This is a genomic window from Citricoccus sp. NR2 (assembly GCF_027594385.1).
In the GTDB taxonomy this organism is placed as follows: Bacteria; Actinomycetota; Actinomycetes; order Actinomycetales; family Micrococcaceae; genus CmP2.
Genome location: NZ_CP115154.1, coordinates 1,359,240 through 1,381,695 on the forward strand (window position 1 = coordinate 1,359,240; position 22,456 = coordinate 1,381,695).

Here is a 22,456-nt window from a genome sequence, read left to right on the forward strand (position 1 = left end):
CCAGCTCAGCTGACGGCCGGATAGCCAGCGGTGGCAAGGCGCTCACCGATCTCTTCGATACTGGTCTGGGACTGGTGGTAACTCACCGTCACCTGATTGGTGTCAGAATCCGCAGTGACGTCTCGCACCCCGTTCACACGGGTCAACGCATTGCGGATCGCTTTCTCGCAGCCACCACAGTGGATCTCTTCAACACGGAATGTATAAGTGCTCACGACACACCTCCTTGTAGGTGCCATCAACCATAAACCTTCCACTCCACTAGAAGGTCAAATTGGATGATGAGACGGTTCGTAGGCCCGGGAGCTTGACGTTCCAGCCGGGGGAAGGTCCACGATAAGAAGACTGCTAACTATTGGGAAGGAAAATCGTCATGACAATGATCGAAGACCACACCAAACAGCTCATCGATATCCTCAGCGACTGCTTGGCCAAGTGCACCGCGTGCGCCAAGGAGTGTGTCGAGCAGGGGGATAAGGATCTGGCTCGGTGCATCACACTGTGTGTCGACTGCGCCGATCTATGCCGGGCCTGTATCCCGTTGATCGCCCGTGGCAGCGACTTCAGCGCCGAACTCTGTCGGGTATGCGCAGACGCATGCGAGCGTTGCGCGCAGGAATGTGAGCGGACCGGCATGACCGAGTGTGCCGAGGCCTGCCGCAAGGCCGCCGATGCATGCCGGCAGATGGTCTCGGCTTAGTCCGTACCACTAGGGGCGATACTGGCTTTCTGCCGCGCGTGCTCGATCAACTGGCAGGTGCAGTTATCAGCGGCGGCAGGGAGTGGGTCCGCCTCTGAAACAATCTGGGTCAGCTGCTCCCGCAGAAACTCAAGCTCACGCATCCGCCGATCAATCCCTTCCAGTTGGGTATCCAGCACGCTGCGCACATACGCGCATGGGGCCTCACCCCGCTCCCGGAACAGAAGCATCTCCTTAACCTCATGCAAGGTAATTCCCAAGCGCTGGGAGGTGCGGATGAAAGTCAACCGATCGACATAAGACTCATCAAAGTCCCGATAACCCGACGGGGTGCGCACCGGATCCGGCAAAAGCCCAATGGACTCGTAATAACGGATCGTCTTGGTGGTGACGCCGGACAGCCGGGCGAGTTCGCCAATCTTCATAAGTCCTCCTGCAAAGAATGTTACAGCCCGCGGGAAGGTTAATCTCGCCTCTCCTCAGGCGCTGATTGGGGGCTGGTCGAACTACCTATGTCGCTGGGTCCAGTGGCAGACGGTGTCACCGGTTCATGGTGAAACGCCTCGTCGGAGGGGCCGGAGAAGGCGCGTGCTCGTTGGTGTGATTCCCACGCATCGACGTCGCACACGCCACCCCAGCGACCGCCCCTTCAGCGATGGCCACCGAGACCAGCTGCATTCCGGGAGTAATGTCCCCGGCGGCGTAGACGCCATCGACGCTGGTCAGCTGGTATCCGTCCACGGCGATCTGCCCGTGATCATCGAGTTCACACTCCAGCTGGAGGGCGAGGTCATTGGTGGGGTGATGGGAGTAGGAGAAGAACACTTTCTGTGCCTCCACGACAGTCCCGTCTTTCAAGCGCAACCCCTCCAGGGCTCCCGGAAGCCCGATCAGCGCCTGGGCCACCCCCTCCACGACGCTGATGCCGTGCTCGGCCAATGTGGCCCTCTGGGCTTCGTCGAAGGCCCTATCGGTGGGGTTGGTGACGATGCGCACGGCCTCGGCCCAATCCAGCAGCTCGGCAGCGTAGGCGGGCACGTGTTCGCCAGCACCTAGGACGACAACGGTGCCCCCGCGTGCCTTGTACCCGTCGCAGGCTGGACAGTGATGCACATCGACGCCGCAGTGCGCATCGACGCCCGCGATTGGCGGCCACTGGTCGCGGACCCCGGTGGCTAGCACCACCCGATCGGCGATAACCTTGGCGCCGTCGATCGTGGCCTGGAACCGGCCCTGGCCGGTAGGCTCCAGGGCGCTTACCGTTGCCTCGTAGACGCTCACCTGGTGGTATTGGGCCAGGTCGGCGCGGGCCTGGTTCAGCAACTCCCTGGGGCTGATCGGGTCCCGGCCCAGCAACCCGTGAACCTGATCTGCGAACCGGTTGCGGTGCTGGCCGGCGTCGGCCACCAAGGTGCGGCGCTGGTAACGACCCAACCAGGTAGCAGCCGAGAGGCCAGCGGCGCCCCCGCCAATGACCAGAGCATCGACGTAAGCGGGAAGGGATGTGCTTGTACTCATCGGTCCTCGACGGTTCGGGGCGGGCAACTCGTCAATTCTCCACGTTCCAGCTGAGGGAAGGTCAACCCGCTTGTGGCTCTCGCACAATCTGTGGGTCTCGTTTTCCCAGAGCGCCTCGGTGGGAGTTTCGTGCCGAGCCGTGGAAAGAACCGGGCATACTTGAGTGCTTCAGTTGAGGAAGCCCCTATGAGACGCCCTGCCTGAGGACCTCAAGATAGGTCTTGGATTTAACGGATGCAGAGCGAGCCTGTTCCCTTAGGCCGTAGTAGTCCCACAACCAAGGAACTGGGACGCTCCCGAAAAAGTGAGTACAGATTGGATGGTTCAGCGTTAGCTGTACAGTTAACCAGATGCTGACTATTGCTTCGCGTGTAGATGTGATGAACCGGTTGGGCCGGGCGATGGCCGACCCCACCCGCTCACGGATACTGCTGATCTTGATGGAACGCCCCTCCTACCCGGCGGAGCTGGCCCAGGGGTTGGGTCTGACCCGCTCGAATGTTTCCAATCATTTGTCGTGCTTGCGCGACTGCGGGATCGTGGTCGCTGTGACCCAGGGTCGCCAGACACGGTATGAGATTACTGATGCGCACCTGGCACAGGCGCTGACTACGTTGGTCGAGGTCACTCTGGCCGTCGATGAGGACGCGCCGTGTCTGGACTCTGGCTGTTCAGTACCGGGGTGCTGCTCCTCGGGGCTGGTCCCGTGATTTTTTCCTCTGTTGTGCAGGCGATCGGTCTGTTCATCGCAACCAATATTGATGACATCATCGTGGTCTCGCTGTTCTTCGCCCGTGGAGCTGGACAACGCGGGACCACGGCACGTATCGCCGCCGGTCAATACCTGGGATTCTCAGGCATCCTCGGTGCGGCTGTGCTGGTGAGTCTGGGTGCCGGAGCCATCCTGCCCTCGGCAGCTATCCCGTACTTTGGGCTGATTCCCCTGGGTCTGGGCCTGTGGGCTGGGTGGCAGGCCTGGCGTGAAGACCAGGACGATGATGACGATGCCAAAATCGCGGACAAGAGGGTTAGCGTGTGGACCGTCGCAGCAGTCACCTTCGCCAACGGCGGGGATAACATTGGGGTTTACGTGCCGGTCTTCCTCAACGTAGCCCCAGCCACGGTGGTGACCTACTGCATCGTCTTCCTCGTACTCGTCGCCGTCCTGGTCATGCTGGCCAAGTTATTCGCCACCCGCCCGCCGATCGCCGAAATCTTAGAACGCTGGGAACACGTGCTGTTCCCTATCGTGCTAATCGGCCTCGGTATCTTCATCCTCATCAGTGGCGGAGCATTCGGGCTCTAAACTCCTACATCACCTGCCGGCGGCCACCTGGCTTGCTAAAAATGCCACTTACCGGTGCGAAAACCACGCCACTTACCGCTGCGACTCACAAGATTATTGAGCTCAACGAGCGTAATGAGGTCTTGGACTCATGTCTCGATTGTCTCCCCGAGCGTGAAGCGGGCGTCTTAAGCCTCCGATACGGTCTTGCGACGGGGAAGGAAATGACGCTTGAGGAGGTCGGGCAGATCTACGGTGTGACGCGCGAGCGGATCCGGCAGATCCAGAACAAGGCGCTGAAATCGCTGCGTGAGGCAGATTTCCATTACGGACTTCATCCGCAATTTTGGTGACTCTGCCGTCGGAACAACTAATTGTCCGAATTCTGCAGACATGATCTTGGGCAACGCTGGGGGCTTACGGAAGAATGAAGCGCAACGCGGATATGACCATGCGAGCAGGCGTTTCTCCAAGCAGGAAGCGGATGCTACCCGGCATAACCATCTGAGAATGACAACGTTTTTGGGAGTTTCACAGTGGCCATCACGCTCTTTCGATCCACGAATTTCTCGTTGCGCAGTTTGGTCGACAACATTTCTCGAGGCGACATCGCGCTACCGGAACTACAGAGGCCGTTCGTTTGGGCGAATACCAAGGTGCGTGATCTGTTCGATTCTATGTACCGAGGGTTTCCCGTCGGCCACCTGTTGCTTTGGGAAACCGGCGCAGAAGCCGGGGCGCGGCAGATCGGTACTGATGGAAAAGAAGCGAAAGTCGCACGATGGTTGATCGTTGACGGTCAACAGCGGTTGACCTCGCTCTACTCTGTGATTACGGGTGCCACAGTGGTCCGCGAGGACTATACAGAGTCGCGCGTTCAGATCGCATTCCGTCCACGAGACGCACACTTCGCTGTTTGGGACGCTACCACTGACAAGAACCCCGAATTCTTGAAGGACATTACCCAGCTGTGGGGCAACTATCGCCGTACGGTCTCGAAATTCTTCAACGACTACGAAACGGCGCGAGGAGAACTTGATCAGGCAAAGCGCGACGACTGGGAAGATGCACTCGACAGGGTTCGAGATCTGCAGAACTACCCATTCGACGTCGTTGAGCTCGATTCTGCGATCGACGAGGAACAAGTCGCTGAAGTGTTCGTCAGAATCAACTCCGAAGGTGTGAAGCTTAACCAGGCTGACTTTATCCTCACCCTGATGAGCGTGCATTGGGACGAAGGCCGAAAGCAGCTTGAGCAGTTCGCCCGAGACAGCAAAGTACCCAGCAAAGCGGCGTCACCGTTCAATTGGTATTTGGCACCGTCCCCTGATCAACTGTTGCGCGTCAGCATTTCGTTGGCGTTTAGACGTGCCGTTCTACGTCATGCCTATTCTCTGCTCCGAGGAAAAGACCTTGAGACCGGTTTGACGTCCGCCGACTCCCGCGAGAAGCAGTTCGCACAGTTGCAAGAGGCACAGCGGCACGTTCTCGATCTGACCAACTGGCACGAGTACCTTAAGTGTTTGGAACGAGCTGGTTATCGCAGCGAGAAGATGATCTCGAGCGTGAATGTCATTCTGTACACCTATGCCATCTGGCTGATCGGCCGCACGGAGTATCGAGTGCCTCTTGACCAGCTTCGAGAGGTCATTGCACGGTGGTTCTTCATGGCTCACACCACGGCGCGTTACTCAGGTTCTTTCGAGTCCCAGGCTGAACGTGACTTTGCAACTATTGCCGAAATTGCGGACGACCCAAGTGTCGGATTCGTCGGTGCATTGGATCGCATCATTTCCGACACTCTGACCGCTGACTTCTGGACGATCACCTTGCCAAACGAGCTGGGAACTGCCGCGGCGAAGAGCCCTGCATTGCTGGCTTATTTCGCGGGACTCAATATCCTCGACGCTGATGCTCTTCTGTCCAGCGGAAAAGTTCGGGATCGTTTGGACCCGGCTGTGACTGCGAAGAAGGGGATCGAACGCCATCACCTCTTCCCGAAGGAATACCTCAAGCGCATTGGTATCAAGGATTTTCGCCAGATCAACCAGATCGGCAATATGGCATTGGTTGAGTGGAGTGACAACATCGCAATCAGCGATGCCATGCCGAATGAATACTGGCCTAAGCAGGTGCAGGCTAAGACCTATCTCAGTGCGGAACGCTTGGCTCGACAAGAACACCTTCACGCGCTCCCGCCGGGCTGGACCGAAATGTCTTATCCCGAATTCCTTGCAGCGCGGCGCAAGCTCATGGCGAAAGTGGCGCAGGAAGCCTTCACCGCATTGCGTGAAGGCGCAGACGATACGACCTATGCGCCGATCATCGAAGCTGACCCGCAACCGCCTACCGATCGAGACGCCTCTGACGAACGACAGATCTCGGTCCTCGACCTCATCGAAGCGGGGCTAATCAAAAGCGGAACTGTCCTGTCTCCCGCTGGGGCGTACGACGCCGTGGGTGAAATTGAGGAGGGCGGAACGATTCTTCTCGAGGGAGAATCGTATCCAACTTTGTCGGCGGCAGGTCACGCGGTAGCTGGATCCAGCGTCAATGGTTGGAAGTTCTGGGTGGCCGATACCCCGAAGGGTGACCGGCTCCTGGACTCGATCCGTAGCGAGTATCGGTTAGAGAACGTGGCCGACTCTGTAGACGATATGGAATAGCCCGGCCTACTAGAGCTTCAGGTTCGCAACTAAGAAACGCGGACGACCATCTTGCCGGTGTTGGCTCCGCGCATCATGTCGAGGAACGCATCCACGGAGTTTTCGATGCCCTCCACCACGGTCTCGTCGTAGGCGATCTTTCCGGCGCTGAACCACTGCGCCATCCGTTCCTGGAACTCGGCGGACTGGTCGAGGTGGTGGCCCACGGTGAAGCCACGCAGCCGCAGGCTCCGCTTGATCATGTTCACCATGTTGTCCGGCCCGATTGCGGTTTCGGTGCTGTTATAGGTCGAGATCGCCCCGCACAGCGCGCCGCGGCCGCCGTCGTTGAACACATCCAGGGCCGCCTCCAGATGGTCACCGCCGACGTTGTCGAAGAACACGTCGATCCCCTCGGGCGCCAGCTCTGCCAACTGCTCGCGGACCGGGGCGTCCTTGTAGTTCAAGGCGGCGTCGAAGCCGTACTTTTCGGTGAGCAGTGCGATCTTTTCCGCGGACCCGGCAGAACCGATCACCCGGGAGGCGCCCAGCAGGCGTGCGATCTGGCCGACGGCGGTACCCACCGCACCGGCTGCACCGGAGACGAATACGGTGTCGCCCTCGGACACCGGGGCGATGGTAGTTAGCCCGACGTAAGCGGTCAGTCCGGTCATCCCGAGGATGCCCAGGTATACGGAAGGCTCGACGCCCGGGATCTCCGGCACCGCGCGGAACTGAGACGCCGGGGCTTGGGCTATGTCACGCCAGCCGAGCTGATGCAGCACCTGCGTGCCCACCGGCAGTGATTCATCCCGGGACTCGGTGACCACACCTACGGCGCCGCCGGTCATGGTCTCCTCGAGCGCAAACGGCGCTACGTAGCTCTTCGCGTTGCTCATGCGTCCGCGCATGTATGGGTCCACCGAGAGGTAGCTGTTGCGAACGCGCACCTCCCCGGGGGCCAGCTCGTCCAGGGTCACCTGGACGATGCGGAAGTTTTCCTGAGTCGGCCACCCCTGCGGGCGGGAGATGAGCTGAACCTGGGTGCTGATGTTCTCGGACATGGATTTGACGATGGCACTGCCGTGAACCCGGCGCAATGTCGTGGGCTAGTTGTCCGCTGAGGGACGAACCATCCTGGCGAACCCGGCGCCCAATTCAGGGGTATGCGAACTATTTATGAAGGCAGGTGATTGCCGCCGAATATTCAATGATTTACACTCAAGCCACGATGTGTTCATGCTCACAATAGAACGTTCACCACTCATCTACTCGCATCACTTCGGCCCGGCCGGAGCCACTGAAGGAGAGTCTCTCTATGTTCACGTTGACGACGTCGAAACGACGCACCGCTGGATTCGCCGCCCTGACCTGCGCCGGGGCACTGTTGCTGACCGCTTGTGGTGAGGGTTCTCCCTCCGGCGGCGAGGAAGAGGCTTCCGCCGAGGCACAGGGTGAGCTGACTCCGGTGGAGGTGGGTGTGATCCCGATCGGTGACGTCGCCTCCATCTACGTGGGTCAGCGCGAAGGAATCTTCGAGGAGCATGGCCTGGACCTCACGCTGACTCAGGCCCAGGGTGGCGCCGCCATCGTGCCCGGTGTGCAGTCCGGGGACCTCGATTTTGGCTACTCGAACGTGACCTCCCTGGTGGTGGCGCGCGACCGTGGTCTGCCGATTAAGATTGTCGCCACCGGTCCGCAGACCACCGGCAGCGAGCTGGAAGACTTCGCTGCCGTGATGGTCACCCCGGATTCCGGCATTGAGTCCATCACGGACCTTGAAGGCAAGACCGTTGCCGTCAACACGCTGAACAACATCTTCGACTCCGTGATCTCTGAGGGCATGGAGCAGGAGGGTGGCGATGCTGACTCCATCAACTTCGTGGAAGTGGCGTTCCCGGACATGGTTCCGCAGCTGGAGGCCGGGAATGTGGATGCGATCACCGCGGTCGATCCATTCGCCGTGATCGGCGACGAGGCCGGCCTGGAGCGCATTTACGGGCCGTTCTCGCAGCCCGTGGAGGATCTCTCCATCGGCGGGTACTTCGCTACCGAGGGCCTGATTGAGAGTGACCCGGATCTGGTTGAGGCTTTTGCTGCCGCCATGAAGGAGTCGCAGCAGTTCTCCGAGGAGAACCCGGAGATCGTACGCGAGGTGATCGCCGAGTACACGACCTCCTCGCCGGAGACGCTGGAGAAGACCACCATCCCGCTCTTCCCGCAGGAGCATCACCGGGAGTCGCTGCAGCAGATCATCGACATTTCCGACCGGATTGGTCTGATCGACGAGCCGATCGCCATCGAAGACCTGCTCAACGACGGCGCCTGATCCCCGAGGCAGGCGTCATCTCGATTTGCTACGCTCGCCAGTGTTTTCGCCGAATGGCGACGACGCCGCGCGGCGCGCAAGATCAAGCCAGGTGACGGTCATCCGATGCCGCGATTCCGCTGGCGGCAACTGAACCCTGGTGCTGGCCGCCTTGCTGGCCAGCATCGAGCGTGCTCTGCGGCTGCGCTACCACTGGCTGCTCGACGGTGGCCTCTTCGAGGGCGACGACTGATCTTCGACGGGCTTAGACCTCAGCACGTGGAATCGTCCAAAATGTAGATATCGATGTGGGGCTGGCTATCCGGCAGGCGCGGCTGGATCAGGGGCTCACGCAGCAGGAGCCGGCCGAGATCCCGGAGGCCTTCCGCGCCACGAGTATCAACGTCTCGGCTGCCTGGGAGACTGAAGACGCCTGATCAGTCGCGCAGGGTGTCGACGTCGATGACGAACCGGTAGCGCACGTCGGAGCGCAGCACCCGCTCGTAGGCCGCGTCGACGTCGTCAGCGGAGATCACTTCCACCTCGGCAGCGATGCCGTGCTCGGCGGAGAAGTCCAGCATTTCCTGAGTCTCGCGGATGCCACCGATATTCGACCCGGTCACCACGCGCCGGGCGGAGGTCAGTGAGAACACGGAGAGCGTCTGCGGGTTCTCGGGCAGGCCCACGAACACCAGGACCCCGTCCAGGGTGAGAGTAGCGAGCAGGGCGTCTAGATCGACGTCGGCGGAGACGGTGTTGATGATCAGGTCGAAGCTGCCTCGCAACGACTCCAGGGTGCCTTCTTCGGAGGTAGCGCGGTAGTCATCGGCGCCGAATCGGCGACCGTCGTCTTCTTTGGAGCGGGTCTGCGAGAGCACGGTGACGTGGGCGCCCAGGGCGTGAGCGTACTTGACCGCCATGTGGCCGAGTCCACCCATGCCTATCACGGCGACGCGCTTGCCCGGTCCGGCATTCCAGTGCCGCAGCGGGGAGTAGGTGGTGATGCCGGCGCAGAGCAGGGGAGCGGCGGCATCGAGGCTGAGCTCTTCGGGGATGCGCAGCACGTAGCCGGCGCGCACCACGACTTCGGTGGAGTAGCCGCCGTAGGTGGGCTCACCCGAATACTCCTGAGAGTTGTAGGTCATCACGGTGCCGCGGGTGCAGAACTGCTCTTCGCTGGCCTGGCACGGTTCGCACTCACCGCAGGAGTCCACGAAACATCCGACACCCACCCGGTCACCGGGCTGGAAGTCGGTGACCTCCGGGCCAACCTCGGTGACAACACCGGCGATCTCGTGGCCGGGCACCATGGGGAAGGTGCCCGGGCCCCATTCGCTGCGCACCTGGTGAATATCGGAGTGGCAGATTCCGGCGTAGGCGATGGCGATGCGTACATCGTCGGCACCGAGGTCGCGGCGGGTGATCTGGCCGCGCTCGAAAGCGGCGCCAGTGGAGGGGGCAATCAGGGCGGTGGCGTTCGTCGTCATGCCTCCTGTTTATCAGATGGCCCCGGGGCTATGCTCGGTTCATGGCACCGCAGGAGTTCCTCCCCGCAGATTTCGACCCGCCGCGCTCGCTGGTCACCGAGCAGTTCCGGCTCGAGCCGCTGGGGCCGCAGCATAACGAGGCGGACCTGGCGGCGTGGAGCTCGAGCGTGGAACACATTCGGGCCACCCCGGGGTATCCCGATGGGTCGTGGCCGCCGGTGGAGGGGATGACGCCGGAACGGAACCGGGCGGACCTGGAACGGCATGCGAGCGACTTCGAGGCCCGGCGCGGATTCACCTCCACCGTGCTGAACCCGGCCGATGAGGTGGTGGGGTGCGTATACCTGTACCCGGCCGCGGAGATTCCGGAGGCTGCGCGGCTGCCCGAGCACGACGTATCGGTGCAGTCCTGGGTGCGCGCTGATCACGCGCACCTGGATGAAGTGCTGGCGCTCGCGTTAGTGGACTGGATTGCGGTGGCCTGGCCCTGGAGCCACCCGTACCGGTACGGGCGCTGATGAGGCGAGCACCGCTGCGGCCCGAGGTGGGAGTCGCGTTCACCGCTGCGGCGGCATTCGCCTGCTTCTTTGGGGTGTACCCGAGCGCGGCCCTGATACTCTCGAGCGGTTCGGTGGCGCCGGGAACCCTGGTGGCGGTGCTGATGGCCGTGGTGGTGCTCATTCAGCCGGTGATCGTGTGGGCCGGGCGCTGGTTGACGCCTCGGGTGCGTGCGGTGCGGCTGGGGCTGGCGTTGATGGTGGCCGGGGCGGTGGCGTTGCCCTGGCTGGACCACTGGCCCGGCATCGTGCTGTTCGGTGCCGGATTCGGGGTGTTCGTGATCTCCTGTACCTCCTGGGCGAAAGAGGTGGTGGCGCCGGAGCGCATCGCCCCCGCCCTGGCGCTATTCGGGTTCGCCAACGCCGTGGGCGGGCTGATCGGCGGTCCGCTGGGCATGCTGCTGGTCACTCAGGTGGGCCCCGGCGGCACCCTGACCATGGCCGGCATTGCGTCCGGGCTCGGGCTGGCCGCGACCACGCTGGTCAGGGTCCCTGCCGGTACGGCGGAACTACAGGTCGGTTCGGGGCACGACGCCGGCGAGGCGCTGCAGGCGGCGGATGTCGGTGATACCGACGACGCAGCATCTTCGACGGGACGCCGTGGGAAGTCTATGTTGCGGAGTCCACTGTTGTGGCTGAGCAGTGTGGCGCTGACCGGGCACCTGATTGCCGTCACCTGTTACGCGGTGGCGCTGTCGTCGATGAGCGTGCTCGCTCTGACCTCGGCCGCCTGGGTGGTCGTGCTCGCGACCGCCACCACCCAGTTCTCGGTGGCCCTGGGTAGGCTGGCCACCGGCGCCGTCATCGACCACGTCTCGGCCCGCGTGCTGGCTGGTGCCGCGCTGGCGGTGCTCGCCGTCGGGACGGTGTGGTTTATGGTCGGCTCTGGCCCCGCCACGGTGATGATCGCCGCTGCCCTGATCGGTGCGGCCTCGGGCGTGGTGCAGACCACCGTGCTCACCGTGCTGATGCGCCGGGCCCACACCCGGCTGCAAACCGACCGCATGAGTGCGGCCTGGAACATCATCTTCGACGTCGGGCTGGGACTGGGTGCGGCGCTGGTGTCGGTGCTGGCCCTGGCATGAGTTTCCCTGTGGGTGGGAGAACGAGTGACGATGCTGAACCGAATCGCCTACCTGGCCCTGGTGCTAGGTCTTTACGCCGTGGCGGTGGCCGGAATGGTGGGCCTGGCTGCCTGGATGTTCGACCGCCCCTTCCTGGAGGCCGCCGGTAACGTCTGGCCCGCCATCGTTCTGTTCCTCGGCGTCACCATCTACCACGGGCTGCGCCATGACCTGGCCTGACGCCTTAGCGCGCTACTAGCTTGCCGCTGAGGCTTGTTCTAGGCGCCCTGGAGGAGCACCATCAACGACAACGCCCATCGCGGAGGGGAGCCCGATGGTCTACGTCCTGTCATTACCGCGCCGTGTGATCCGTGACGCCAGCGATCAGACAGGACTGCCCCATAAGCAACATCACCGTCGCCCACGCCGACTCCGGGCTGGTGACCACCCAGGTGCTCCGCACCGAGCGCATCACCCCACACATGACCCGGGCGACTTTCTCAGGTGGACAGCTCGACCGATTCCGCTCACGCGGCTTTGATCAGTGGTTCCGTCTGGCCATCCCGGTGTCCGAGAATTCCAGTTTCGAGCGGATGTCGCGGCGGTTCGGCATGGGCGGCTACCTGAAGTAACTCACCCTGCCTCAAGGAACGCGTGGCCGGCCCCTGGGCCGTCGCGGTGCAGCCCGGTACCGAGGTCGCCATGATCGACCAGGGCTGCGGGATTCCGAAGTCGCATGTCACCTTTTGCGGCTACTGGAAGCGCGGAAAATCCGCACTCAGCTAAGCCGTTCCAGGTGGCGAACGTCTCCTTCCCCGGGTTCATAACTGTACCGAACGTTTGGTACAGTTATGGGCATGCAAGCTCTTTCACCGCACGCCACCGCGCCCACGAGTGCGGCTCAGCGCTGGACGTTCCTCGTCGTGATCAGTGCCGGACTTTTCCTGGTCGGCGCCGATAACTCGATCCTCTACACCGCCCTGCCCGAGCTGCGCGATCAGCTCGATACCACCGCCACCCAGTCGCTGTGGATCATCAACGCCTACCCACTGGTGCTCTCCGGGCTGCTGCTGGGCACCGGCACCCTCGGTGACCGCATCGGGCACCGGCGCATGTTCACCCTCGGAGTGATTCTCTTCGGGCTCGGCTCGCTGGCCGCGGCGTTCTCGCCCAGCGCCTGGTTCCTGGTGGCCGCCCGCGCCCTGCTCGGAGTGGGCGCGGCCACCATGATGCCGGCCACCCTGGCGCTGATTCGTATTACCTTCACCGACGAGCGAGAGCGCAACACCGCCATCGGCATCTGGGGTTCCGTGGCTGTAGTGGGCGCCGCGATGGGACCGGTGATGGGCGGACTACTGCTCGAGTTCTTCTGGTGGGGCTCGGTGTTTCTGATCAACGTGCCGGTGGTGGTGCTCATCCTGATCTTCACCGCGCTGATTGCCCCGCCGAATCTCGCCAACCCGGCCAAGCACTGGGACGCCGTCTCCTCGGTGTGGGCCATGGCGGCGATGGTCGGAATGGTGCTGAGCATCAAGGAGGTCGCCAACGCCGACCGCTCCGGAATCCTGCTGGCTGCCGGGCTGGTGCTTGGCGTGGTCGGCGCGGTCCTCTTTGTCCGCCGGCAGCAGCGCCTCACCGAGCCGCTGCTGGTGTTCGGTATCTTCAAGAACCGCATTTTCACCGGCGGCGTGCTGGCGGCTGGGCTGATGATGGTCATCATGTCCGGCACCGAGCTGATGACCACCCAGCGCTTCCAGACCGTGGCGGACTTCTCCCCGCTCGAGGCCGGGCTGCTCGTTGCATCCGTGGCCGTGCCCGCCATTCCGATGGCGGTGTTGGGCGGGGCGAACCTGCACCGGTTGGGCTTCCTCCCGTTGATCTCCGGCGGGTTCACCCTGATGGCGCTGGGGCTGACCGGAGCAATTCTGGCGTTCATCGCGTCCAGCCCGCTGTGGATGTTCGTGGTGTCGCTGATGCTTGTGGGCATGGGCGGCGGGCTGGCTGCTTCCGTGGCCTCGACCGCCATCATGGGTTCGGCTCCGCGCAGCCGCGCCGGCATGGCCGCGTCCGTCGAGGAGGTTTCCTATGAGTTCGGCACCCTGATCTCGGTGGCGGTGCTGGGCAGTCTGATGCCGTTGGTCTATGCGCTGAACGCCCCGGAGGCGGTGGCGCACGACGTCGACCACGGGGTGGACCATGCCGTGCACGGTGCTGCTGCGGTGGGAGCCTACGATACCGCGTACCTGACCGTGCTCATCATCGTTGCCGCGGTGGCTGTGCTCTCCGCCGCCATCACGGCATACTGTTTCCGAGACAACCCGAAGGGAGCCGTCGCTGTTGAGGACGAGCAAGCGCGAGAGCATTCTGCAACGAGCCATTGAGCTGATCGAGGCCGAAGGACTGGAGGCGATCTCCTATGAGTCGCTGGCGGAAGCCTCTGGCATGTCGAAATCCGGCATCATCTACCACTTCCCCTCCCGCGACGCGATCTTGCGCGCACTGCACGAGTACATGGCTGCGAACTGGGAAGCCGAGCTCATCGCCGCCGCCGGTGGACCGGCGCACGAGGTGTCTCAGGCGCGCCGGTTGCGGGCAATGGTGATCTCTCTGACCCGCCCGGCCACCAAAGCCGAGCTGCTGTTAGAAATCGACGCCCGCAGCCACCCCGAGTTCGACGAATGCTGGCTCGAGGTCGATCGCCGTTGGTCCCCGGACATTGAGGGGATCGAGGACGACGAGCTGCGCCAGCAGGCCTACCTCGTTCAACTCCTTGCCGACGGGCTCTGGCTCCACGACTACGTGCACACCCCGGCTCTGAGCGAGGAGCAACGGGCCGTGCTGTCGCAGCGGATCCTGGAGATGATTCCCGACGACGCCTGATCCGCGAACTCTGCGGTCGGCGGTATACGGTAGCTGGTGTGAATCTGCTGTTGCTCGGTGTCGTCACCGGTTTCCTGTTGCCCATCCAGGGCGGGATCAACGCGCGCCTGCGCGCCGCGGTGGTCAGCCCTTGGGTGATGTCGCTGGTGTCGTTCACCGTAGGCCTGAGCTTCCTGACGGTGCTGACCCTGTCCGTGGAACGGAGCCTCTTCTTCGACCCCGCGGAGGCGGCCGGATTCGACTGGTGGTCGTGGCTGGGCGGACCGCTGGGCGTGGTGGCGATGACGACGTCCGTGCTGCTGGTCCCCAAAATTGGCGCCGTTCAGACCGCGATCATTCCGCTGGCCGGGCAAATCCTGATGGGTTTGTTGGTTGACCAGTTCGCCTGGTTCGGGGTCACGGAAGCACCCCTGACGCTGACCAGGGTGGCCGGGGCGCTGCTCATGCTCGCCGGTGTGCTCGCCGTGGTGCTGGTAGGCCAACGGACCGCCTGCAGGCTGCGCTCGGCGACGTCTCCGCCAGTCAACACGACGTCGGAGTCGCGGGACCGGAGCCTGTGGTGGTGGCGCGGTGCCGGGGTGATCGCCGGGGCGATGTTCGCCACCCAGGCTGCGATCAACGGACACCTCGGTCAGGAGCTGGGCTCCTCGCTGAAGGCCTCCACCGTGTCCTTCGCCACCGGCGTCGTCGTGCTACTGATGATTCTGCTAGCCACCCGGCCTCGCCTCCAGCTGACGCGACCAACTGCAGGACGCAACCCCTGGTGGATGTGGCTCGGTGGCGTGCTCGGCTCCGTGTACGTGGCAGGCAACGCGTTCCTGGTGCCGCAGATCGGCGCCGGTGCCACTGTCGTCGCGGTGTTGCTCGGCATGATGGCGGGCAGCTTGCTGGTGGACCACTTCGGACTGGTCCACGTTCAGCGCAAACCGGTGGCCCCCGCCCAACTCCTCGCCCTGGTGGTGATGGCCCTCGGCGTCATCCTCGTCCGGTTAGTCTGAATGTCGCAGCGATCTGAAGAAGCCATCGCACACCTACTCGCCATGGCAAACCCCACTATGCAGTGCTGGGGATCAGCACAGCGCTGTTGATAACGCTCGCGGTAGTGCTGAGCGTCAGTTGGGGAGAGTCTGCGCTCGCCAGTGTCCTGGCTATGGTGGGCGCTCTCATCGCCAGGGCATTGATGTTATCGAAGCTCGTCGCATTTCCGGAGCGACATCTGATCGCCACTGATGAGCTGATTTCTTAGACAACAGGAACGCGGGGCGCCCCGGAAATGGAGCGCCCCGCATCATCGTTGTGTGGCGGAATTTACCGTTTCCGGTCTTTGGGTACCACCATCATGGTGCCCTGAGCGTTCGACAGTGTGGTTCGGGAGACCGAACCGAGGAGCAGCGAGGCGAAGCCACCGCGTCCGCGGGAACCGACCACGGTCAACTGAGACGAACCCGACGCCTCGATCAACGCCTCGGCGGGAACGCCACGCATGATGGTTCCCTGCAGTTCCACATCCGGGCGCTGTTCGCGGATCCAGTTCAGCTCGGCATCGAGACCGCGCTGGGCGGCGTCCTTGGACTGGGTATCCAGCTGCGCTGCCGCGTCCGTGTAGGTGGACGGCGGGCCGGTGAAGGACGGTAGCACCAGCACCGCGCGCAGTGGCACACCGGCGGCGATGGCCTCGTCAGCAGCAACCAGGGCGGCCTTGCGGGAGGTGGGTGAGGTGTCGACGCCGACCGTCACCGGGCGGGTGTCCTCGGTGACCCGGGTGATGTCCTCGACGTCCTCGTCGCTGGCGCCCACAATCACCGTCGGGCACTGGGCGTGGGCCGGCAGTGCGGCGGAGACGGAACCGAGCACCCGCGACCAGAACCGGCCGTGGCCACGCCGGCCGATCACAATCAGATCGGCATTCTCCGACAGCCGTGCCAGGGCGCCGGTGGCGTCTTCATTCACGGTGAAGAACCGGGTGGGCAGGCTCTCGGAGGTGAAGCCGGCGCCATCGAGGGTGTCACGAGCCAACTGCAGCACCTGCTCGGTGGCGCGGCGTGCGGCATCGACTCCGACGCTGCCGCCTGCGGCGTCCACGTGACCGGTGATCAGCATCGGAGCGGTGAACGCTGCGACGACGCTCAAGGTCGTGCCGCGGCGCTGGGCAGCGGCGGCTCCCCAATGCAGCGCGGCGGTGGCGTGACGGGAGCCGTCGAAACCGACGAGAACTCCCAGCGGGTCATGGGATGAGGGGGATAGGTCGGGGCGATCCATGGCCAACTCCTTTGTTCGACTGCGGATGTGCTCTACCGGACCGGAGTGTCCTTCCAGGTTACGCTCAGATTCAACGGTTTCCTAGGGGTTGGGCACCCGAAAAACGGCGAAGGCGTCCCGGGAGCCAGAACTCCTGGAACGCCTTCGTTCGCGTGGTCGGTTGTTATCGACGCAGGATCTTTCGGGCCAGAACATTGCCCAGCGCCTGAATCACTTGAACCACGATCACGATGAGGAACAACGCGGACCAGGTGACCACCGGGTTGAACTGCCGATAGCCATAGGCGACGGCGTAGTTGCCCAAGCCTTCGCCGCCGATAATGCCGGCCACCGCGGACATATCGATCAAGGCGATGATGGCGAAGGTGTAGCCCAGCACCAGCGGTCCGAGTGCTTCGGGAAGAATAACCGTCCAAATGATGCGCCAGGGGCCTGCGCCCATCGCGCGAGCAGCCTCGATCACGCCGGGGTCCACCGACATCAGGTTCTGCTCGACCAGGCGGGCGATGAAGAAGCTGGCCGCGATCGAGATGCCGAAAACGACCGCTTCGGCACCGATGCCTCGGCCCACCACCACACGTGCCAAAGGCTGCACGGCGGCGATGAAGATGATGAAGGGCACCGGGCGGAAGGTGTTCACCAGGATGTTGATCACCCAGAAGATGATTGGCTGCTGCAGAATGCCGCCCTTGCGGGTGACATAAAGCAACAGTCCCAGGATGAGCCCCGCGATTCCGCCAAAGAGCAAGGACAGTGCGACGATCCAGAGCATGATGCCGGCCTGGTCGAGCAGGGTTGGCATCAGCGCGCTGACTTCGGTGATGATGTCGCTCATGCGAAGACCTCCTCCACTTTCACGCTGGAACCGATGGAGCCGACCGCTTGGTCGACGGCGGTCGCATCACCGCGCACGGCGATGGTCAGCAGGCCATAGACGCGGCCCTGAATGGAATCCACCCCGCCGTAGACGAGGTTGAAGTCCACTCCTGCTCGGGCCAGGGCGCCGAACACGCGGGCTTCGGAGACACCCTCGTCCGTGAAGGAGATGGTGAAGAGCCGGCCCTCGTGGTGGGAGCGCAGCTCGGTGAGCTCGTCGCCGGAGGGCAGGTTGCGCACCACGGTGCGCACGAAGCGCTTCGCCGTGGCGGTCTGCGGATTGGTGAAGACATCGTAGGTGTTGCCGGTCTCGACGACCTGGCCGCGCTCCATGACCGCGACCTTGTTGGCGATCCGGGCGATGACGTCCATCTCGTGGGTGATCACCACGATGGTGATACCGAGCTCGCGGTTGACGCGCGCCAGCAGATCGAGGACCTCGTCCGTCGTCTCCGGGTCCAGCGCGGAGGTGGCCTCATCGGCGAGCAGGATCGGCGGATCCGCAGCGAGCGCGCGGGCGATGCCAACGCGCTGCTGTTGCCCACCCGAGAGTTGCTCCGGGAATGCACCGGCTTTGTCTGCAAGACCGACGAAATCGAGCAGTTCCAGAGCACGCTTTTTGCGTTCGCTCCGCCCCATTCCGGCGACCTCGAGTGAATACTCCACGTTGCGACGCACCGAACGAGACGACAGCAGATTGAACCGCTGGAAAATCATGCCGATTCCGGTGCGCATGGCACGCTGTTTTGACGCGGACTGGGCGGTGATGTCGACGCCGTCGATAGTGATGGAGCCTGCGGTCACCGGCTCGAGTGCATTGATCAGCCGGACGAGGGTCGATTTCCCGGCACCGGAGTAGCCGATGATTCCGAAAACATCGCCCCGTTCAATGTCGAGCGTGACATCATCCACGGCCACCGTCTCTGCAAATCCGCGGCGTGGTGCGGGGTAGACCTTGGAGACGCCCTTCAGCGAAATATGGGCCATAAGTGGATGGTCCTTCCTGTGATGCCCGTCGTCGGCCGGCGTCCTCTCGAGGAGGACACCGGCCGACGACAGGCTGGGATAGACGATTCTACTCGGCCCGCAGTGCGTCCTCGGTGGTTGTCAGCGATTCCTGCAATTCGGATGCCGGAGTCTGGAGGAAGACGGCGGTGCCACCAGCGGACTCCTGAGCGCCGTCCAGCACGGCCTGGTCGGTCTGGTAGATCTCGACGAGGCGGTTCAACACCTCGTTGTCGACGTCTTCGGCCTTCGTGGCGAAGATGTTGACGTAAGGCAGAGCGGCCTCGTCGTTCGGATCATCTTCGGCCAGAGCGTCTTCTGGGCTCAGGCCGGCATCGTTGATGAAGTCGTTGTTGACAATGGCGCCCGCTACGTCGGGCAGCGAGGTCACGGTGACTGCGGCGTCGAGCTCGGTGACGGTCACGCGGGACTCCTCGGCAATGACGTCTTCGAGGTTCGATGAGGCATTGCCGCCGTCGCGCAGGGTGATCAGCCCGGCAGACTGCAGCACCAGCAGGCCGCGCGCACGGTTGACGGAGTCATTGGGAACGACGACCTCTTCTCCGTCCGGAATCTCGTCAATGGAGTCGTACTTTTCGGAGTAGAAGCCCAGCGGGTAGATGGCGGTGGCGCCGATCGGCTGGATATCGTCACCGGCGGAGACGTTGTAGTCGGCCAGGTACTGAATGTGCTGGAACTGGTTGATGTCCAGCTCGCCTTCAGACAGGGCCGGGTTGGGCTGCGTGTATTCGGTGAAGTCCACGATGTCGATGCTGATGCCGTCTGCCTCGACGGCTTCTTCAAAGGTGGCCCAGTACGGCTCGGAAGCGCCGACGACGCCCAGCTGCACAGGGTTCTCCTCGGTGCCGAGTTCGGCGCCGCTGTCGCCACCGCAAGCGGACAGTGCCAAGGCGCCAGCCAGGACGATTCCGGAGACGGAGAGTAGACGCGCGTGGCGTCGCGTTGACGAAGTAAGCATGGGTGGCTCCTCGGTAATTGCTAGTGATAGACAGGCGGATCAAGTATATGAAGAACTGCGACGCGGGCGTCATGCGCCGTTATATGCCGTTAAATAAGGACATCGGCGCGCGTCGGCGCGGAGATTCCAGCCACGTCGGGGAAGCGAAACGCTTCTGGCCGCCATTTTAGAGAGCCAGGTCACAGTAAAGGTCACAACTTGGTAACAAATCGATTCGGTGTGTGAGGACCTGACCGGCCCCGTGGAAATCGTTGTGCCCTTGCCGATGCACCGGGGTTGAACGGTCACGAATAAGCCCGGATCGCGCTCCTGGCGCGGTTGAAAGCATTTCTCAGGTCGCTATCGTGAAGAGCGATGCCTGATGAAAGTGACACCACCGGAACAGACAGCACCACAACCAACCTTGAAACGAGAGATAGCACTTCACCTGACTCCCAGGACGTCGTTCTTCGCCCGCTGACGGTGAATGACGGTGCCGCCCTGTGGACGCTCACACGAGACAGCCAGGTCCTGGACCTGAACTCCTCGTACTACTACCTGCTCTGGAGCAGGGATTTCGGCAGCACCTCGTTGCTGGCCGAGCGCAACGGAGCCCCCATTGGCTTCGTGACCGGGTACCTGCGCCCCGATGAGCCGCGGACCCTGATGATCTGGCAGGTGGCAGTCAGCGAATCCGCCCGCGGAGTCGGCCTGGCTTCCCTCATGCTGGACGAACTGGTCGAGCGCACCGGGGCTGACGCCCTGGAAACCACCATCACCGACGACAACCAGGGCTCCAAAGCCTTGTTTGCCTCGCTGGCCCGTCGTCGCGGAGCCGACCATGTGGTCACGGCTCTGTTCACCCCCGAGATGTACCCGGACGGTCACGACACCGAGTTCCTCCACCGCATCGAGCCGCTGTTCGGCTCTGATGATGCGAACCATGACGCAGGCATCCGCTAGCTATCCATCTCGATCCCCTCCCATAACCCCCACTCACCACTACTCGAACACCTCACCTCAACATGGCCTTCAGGAAGGACCAATGATGAACAACGAGATTTTTGAAACCACCGAATCCGCCGTCCGCAGCTACAGCCGCAGCTGGCCCGCCGTCTTCGAGAAGGCATCCGGATCGAAGCAGGTCTCCGAAGATGGCACCGAGTACCTCGACTTCTTCGCCGGCGCTGGCGCGCTGAACTACGGCCATAACCACCCGAAGCTGGTGGCTGCCATTTCCGAGTACATTGCTGGCGGTGGCCCGCTGCACTCGCTCGACATGATGACCCCGGCCAAGCGCGAATTCCTCACCACCTTCCGCGAGCTCATCCTGGAGCCCCGCAATCTGGACTACAAGGTGATGTTCCCCGGCCCGACGGGTACCAACACCGTGGAGGCTGCGCTGAAGCTGGCCCGTAAGGTGACCGGCCGTCAGCACGTGCTCTCCTTCACCAACGCTTTCCACGGCATGACCCTGGGGTCGCTGTCGGTGACCGGTAACTCGATGAAGCGCAAGGGCGCCGGCATCCCGCTGACCAACAGCTCCAAGATCCCCTACGATGACTACCTCAACGGCGAAACCGAGGACTTCATCTGGCTCGAGCGCGTGCTGGAAGACTCCGGTTCCGGCGTGGACAAGCCCGCCGCCATCATCGTCGAGACCATTCAGGGTGAAGGCGGCCTGCGTGCCGCTCGCGCCGAATGGCTGCGCGGCCTGGCCGATCTGTGCCAGCGCCACGACATTCTGCTGATTGTCGACGACGTTCAGGCCGGCTGTGGCCGCTCCGGCTCGTTCTTCTCCTTCGAGGAAGCGGGCATTACCCCGGACATCGTCTGCGTGTCCAAGTCGATCTCCGGCTCCGGCCTGCCGCTGGCTCTGACCCTGTTCAAGCCCGAGCTGGACGTCTGGGAGCCCGGCGAGCACAACGGCACCTTCCGCGGGAACAACCTGGCGTTTGTCACCGCGACCACCGCATTCAAGGAATTCTGGAGCGATGACTCCTTCGAGAAGGGCCAGCTCGCTCAGGCCATTGATCTCACCCAGGACAAGCTGATGAAGATCGCCGCTGCCGTAGACGGCTCCTCGGTGCGTGGCCGCGGACTGCTCACTGGCGTCTGCTTCGAGGACCCGGAGGTGGCCGGCAAGGTGGCCGCCGAGGCGTTTCAGCGCGGACTGCTGGTGGAGACCTCCGGCCCTCAGGACGAGGTGCTGAAGGTCATGCCCCCGCTGACCACCCCGTTGGAGGAGCTGCAGCGTGGCCTCAACATCATTACCGAGGCCGTGAGCGCCGTGACCGGTGTGGAGATCGCCGTCGAAGACACCACCGACAACACCCTGGTGACCTCCTGATCCGGACGGTTTTGCGCCGTCTCACCCCTGAGCTGACTTTTCGAGAAAGGATCTTCCATGATCGTGACGAACCTGAACGACCTGAACGACACCGAGCGCGATGTCCAGTCCGAGACCTGGCGCTCGCGCCGGATCGTGCTGGCTCGCGAGGGCGTGGGCTTCTCCATGCACGACACCGTGATCTACGCCGGCACCACCTCGACGTTCCACTACCAGAACCACATCGAGGCCGTGTACTGCGTGCAGGGCACCGGCACCCTCACCAACGAGGAGACCGGTGAGGTACACGAGCTGAAGGACGGCACCCTGTACCTGCTCGACGGCCACGAGAAGCACACTGTGCGCGCCGAAACCGAACTGCGGATGGCCTGCGTGTTCAACCCTCCCGTCACCGGTCGTGAGACCCACGATGAGAACGGCGTCTACCCGCTGGTGACCGAGGAAGGCTCCTCACGCAAGGTGCCCACCAAGGCTCGCGTCTGATCGAGACGGTCTGTGCCGGCTAGTTCCGGCTGCTTGAACGACGGCGGTCCGCCCCACGGTTCATTCCGTGGGGCGGACCGC

General features: G+C 63.1%; 27 protein-coding genes. 18 read left to right on the forward strand and 9 right to left on the reverse strand.

The genetic code is table 11. The features are described from left to right. Positions 1 to 5: 5 nt before the first annotated feature. Complete coding sequence (locus tag O1A05_RS06365; RefSeq protein ID WP_211090503.1) at positions 6 to 215, reverse strand: heavy-metal-associated domain-containing protein; 210 nt, start codon at positions 213 to 215, stop codon at positions 6 to 8. Between the two features lie 158 nt (positions 216 to 373). Here O1A05_RS06365 and O1A05_RS06370 point away from each other — a divergent pair, with 158 nt between their 5' ends. Next, the gene (locus tag O1A05_RS06370) at positions 374 to 700 is read left to right on the forward strand and encodes a four-helix bundle copper-binding protein (RefSeq protein WP_211090502.1); all 327 of its coding nucleotides are present in this window, start codon (positions 374 to 376) and stop codon (positions 698 to 700) included. On the opposite strand, the gene O1A05_RS06375 is transcribed toward O1A05_RS06370, so the two are convergent. Further along, entirely contained in the window at positions 697 to 1,125 is a 429-nt protein-coding gene (locus tag O1A05_RS06375) for a heavy metal-responsive transcriptional regulator (protein ID WP_270107200.1), read from the reverse strand. The two genes, O1A05_RS06370 and O1A05_RS06375, sit on opposite strands and share 4 nt — an antisense overlap. Positions 1,126 to 1,240: 115 nt before the next feature. Further along, a complete protein-coding gene (locus tag O1A05_RS06380) occupies positions 1,241 to 2,218 on the reverse strand; it encodes an NAD(P)/FAD-dependent oxidoreductase (RefSeq protein WP_270107201.1) in 978 nt (325 codons plus the stop codon). A gap of 350 nt (positions 2,219 to 2,568) precedes the next feature. On the opposite strand from O1A05_RS06380, the gene cmtR reads away from it, so the two are divergent. The 4 genes from cmtR (at position 2,569) to O1A05_RS06400 (ending at position 6,169) form a co-directional block, all read left to right on the forward strand. Beyond that, positions 2,569 to 2,928, forward strand: coding sequence for a Cd(II)/Pb(II)-sensing metalloregulatory transcriptional regulator CmtR (gene cmtR, locus O1A05_RS06385; RefSeq protein WP_270107202.1), 360 nt, complete (start codon positions 2,569 to 2,571; stop codon positions 2,926 to 2,928). Further along, positions 2,925 to 3,524 (forward strand): cadmium resistance transporter, encoded by a 600-nt coding sequence (locus tag O1A05_RS06390; protein ID WP_270107516.1) that lies wholly within the window; start codon positions 2,925 to 2,927, stop codon positions 3,522 to 3,524. Before cmtR ends, O1A05_RS06390 begins: the two co-directional genes overlap by 4 nt. Positions 3,525 to 3,565: 41 nt before the next feature. Then, on the forward strand, positions 3,566 to 3,856 hold the full coding sequence (locus O1A05_RS06395) for a sigma-70 family RNA polymerase sigma factor (RefSeq protein WP_333482007.1): 291 nt from the start codon (positions 3,566 to 3,568) through the stop codon (positions 3,854 to 3,856). Positions 3,857 to 4,039: 183 nt separating this feature from the next. Then, on the forward strand, positions 4,040 to 6,169 hold the full coding sequence (locus O1A05_RS06400; RefSeq protein ID WP_270107203.1) for a GmrSD restriction endonuclease domain-containing protein: 2,130 nt from the start codon (positions 4,040 to 4,042) through the stop codon (positions 6,167 to 6,169). 29 nt (positions 6,170 to 6,198) lie between these two features. On the opposite strand, the gene O1A05_RS06405 is transcribed toward O1A05_RS06400, so the two are convergent. Next, a complete protein-coding gene (locus tag O1A05_RS06405) occupies positions 6,199 to 7,212 on the reverse strand; it encodes an NADP-dependent oxidoreductase (protein ID WP_270107204.1) in 1,014 nt (337 codons plus the stop codon). Positions 7,213 to 7,466: 254 nt separating this feature from the next. Between O1A05_RS06405 and O1A05_RS06410 the strand changes: the two genes are divergently transcribed. Then, positions 7,467 to 8,477 (forward strand): ABC transporter substrate-binding protein, encoded by a 1,011-nt coding sequence (locus tag O1A05_RS06410; protein WP_270107205.1) that lies wholly within the window; start codon positions 7,467 to 7,469, stop codon positions 8,475 to 8,477. Between the two features lie 287 nt (positions 8,478 to 8,764). Then, positions 8,765 to 8,893, forward strand: a complete 129-nt coding sequence (locus O1A05_RS06415; RefSeq protein WP_270107206.1) for a hypothetical protein — start codon at positions 8,765 to 8,767, stop codon at positions 8,891 to 8,893. On the opposite strand, the gene O1A05_RS06420 is transcribed toward O1A05_RS06415, so the two are convergent. After that, entirely contained in the window at positions 8,894 to 9,943 is a 1,050-nt protein-coding gene (locus O1A05_RS06420) for an NAD(P)-dependent alcohol dehydrogenase (RefSeq protein ID WP_270107207.1), read from the reverse strand. A 41-nt stretch (positions 9,944 to 9,984) separates the two neighbouring features. On the opposite strand from O1A05_RS06420, the gene O1A05_RS06425 reads away from it, so the two are divergent. From O1A05_RS06425 to O1A05_RS06460, 8 genes are all read left to right on the forward strand, one after another. Further along, positions 9,985 to 10,461, forward strand: a complete 477-nt coding sequence (locus O1A05_RS06425) for an N-acetyltransferase (protein ID WP_270107208.1) — start codon at positions 9,985 to 9,987, stop codon at positions 10,459 to 10,461. Beyond that, the gene (locus O1A05_RS06430) at positions 10,461 to 11,585 is read left to right on the forward strand and encodes an MFS transporter (protein ID WP_270107209.1); all 1,125 of its coding nucleotides are present in this window, start codon (positions 10,461 to 10,463) and stop codon (positions 11,583 to 11,585) included. Before O1A05_RS06425 ends, O1A05_RS06430 begins: the two co-directional genes overlap by 1 nt. A gap of 30 nt (positions 11,586 to 11,615) precedes the next feature. Then, positions 11,616 to 11,804 carry a hypothetical protein gene (locus tag O1A05_RS06435; protein ID WP_270107210.1) on the forward strand — a complete coding sequence of 63 codons (189 nt, stop codon included), beginning with the start codon at positions 11,616 to 11,618 and terminating at the stop codon, positions 11,802 to 11,804. 131 nt (positions 11,805 to 11,935) lie between these two features. Beyond that, a complete protein-coding gene (locus O1A05_RS06440; RefSeq protein ID WP_270107211.1) occupies positions 11,936 to 12,196 on the forward strand; it encodes a siderophore-interacting protein in 261 nt (86 codons plus the stop codon). A gap of 22 nt (positions 12,197 to 12,218) precedes the next feature. Further along, entirely contained in the window at positions 12,219 to 12,350 is a 132-nt protein-coding gene (locus tag O1A05_RS06445) for a hypothetical protein (RefSeq protein ID WP_270107212.1), read from the forward strand. A 71-nt stretch (positions 12,351 to 12,421) separates the two neighbouring features. After that, positions 12,422 to 13,945 carry an MFS transporter gene (locus tag O1A05_RS06450; RefSeq protein ID WP_270107213.1) on the forward strand — a complete coding sequence of 508 codons (1,524 nt, stop codon included), beginning with the start codon at positions 12,422 to 12,424 and terminating at the stop codon, positions 13,943 to 13,945. Further along, positions 13,902 to 14,444 (forward strand): TetR/AcrR family transcriptional regulator, encoded by a 543-nt coding sequence (locus tag O1A05_RS06455; protein ID WP_270107214.1) that lies wholly within the window; start codon positions 13,902 to 13,904, stop codon positions 14,442 to 14,444. Before O1A05_RS06450 ends, O1A05_RS06455 begins: the two co-directional genes overlap by 44 nt. 38 nt (positions 14,445 to 14,482) lie before the next feature. After that, a complete protein-coding gene (locus O1A05_RS06460) occupies positions 14,483 to 15,442 on the forward strand; it encodes a DMT family transporter (RefSeq protein ID WP_270107215.1) in 960 nt (319 codons plus the stop codon). A 310-nt stretch (positions 15,443 to 15,752) separates the two neighbouring features. On the opposite strand, the gene O1A05_RS06465 is transcribed toward O1A05_RS06460, so the two are convergent. From O1A05_RS06465 to O1A05_RS06480, 4 genes are all read right to left on the reverse strand, one after another. Continuing rightward, positions 15,753 to 16,703: a universal stress protein gene (locus O1A05_RS06465; protein ID WP_270107216.1), complete on the reverse strand. Its 951-nt coding sequence runs from the start codon at positions 16,701 to 16,703 to the stop codon at positions 15,753 to 15,755. A gap of 163 nt (positions 16,704 to 16,866) precedes the next feature. Next, positions 16,867 to 17,538, reverse strand: a complete 672-nt coding sequence (locus O1A05_RS06470) for a methionine ABC transporter permease (protein ID WP_442867670.1) — start codon at positions 17,536 to 17,538, stop codon at positions 16,867 to 16,869. Then, positions 17,535 to 18,566, reverse strand: coding sequence for a methionine ABC transporter ATP-binding protein (locus O1A05_RS06475; protein ID WP_270107217.1), 1,032 nt, complete (start codon positions 18,564 to 18,566; stop codon positions 17,535 to 17,537). Before O1A05_RS06475 ends, O1A05_RS06470 begins: the two co-directional genes overlap by 4 nt. 88 nt (positions 18,567 to 18,654) lie before the next feature. After that, the gene (locus O1A05_RS06480) at positions 18,655 to 19,563 is read right to left on the reverse strand and encodes a MetQ/NlpA family ABC transporter substrate-binding protein (RefSeq protein WP_270107218.1); all 909 of its coding nucleotides are present in this window, start codon (positions 19,561 to 19,563) and stop codon (positions 18,655 to 18,657) included. A gap of 354 nt (positions 19,564 to 19,917) precedes the next feature. Here O1A05_RS06480 and ectA point away from each other — a divergent pair, with 354 nt between their 5' ends. The 3 genes from ectA to O1A05_RS06495 all read left to right on the forward strand — a co-directional run bounded on the left by ectA (position 19,918) and on the right by O1A05_RS06495 (position 22,375). Further along, positions 19,918 to 20,505 (forward strand): diaminobutyrate acetyltransferase, encoded by a 588-nt coding sequence (gene ectA, locus O1A05_RS06485; RefSeq protein WP_333482008.1) that lies wholly within the window; start codon positions 19,918 to 19,920, stop codon positions 20,503 to 20,505. Between the two features lie 85 nt (positions 20,506 to 20,590). Beyond that, entirely contained in the window at positions 20,591 to 21,892 is a 1,302-nt protein-coding gene (ectB, locus tag O1A05_RS06490) for a diaminobutyrate--2-oxoglutarate transaminase (RefSeq protein WP_270107519.1), read from the forward strand. A gap of 57 nt (positions 21,893 to 21,949) precedes the next feature. Next, a complete protein-coding gene (locus O1A05_RS06495; RefSeq protein WP_270107219.1) occupies positions 21,950 to 22,375 on the forward strand; it encodes an ectoine synthase in 426 nt (141 codons plus the stop codon). Positions 22,376 to 22,456 lie beyond the last annotated feature (81 nt).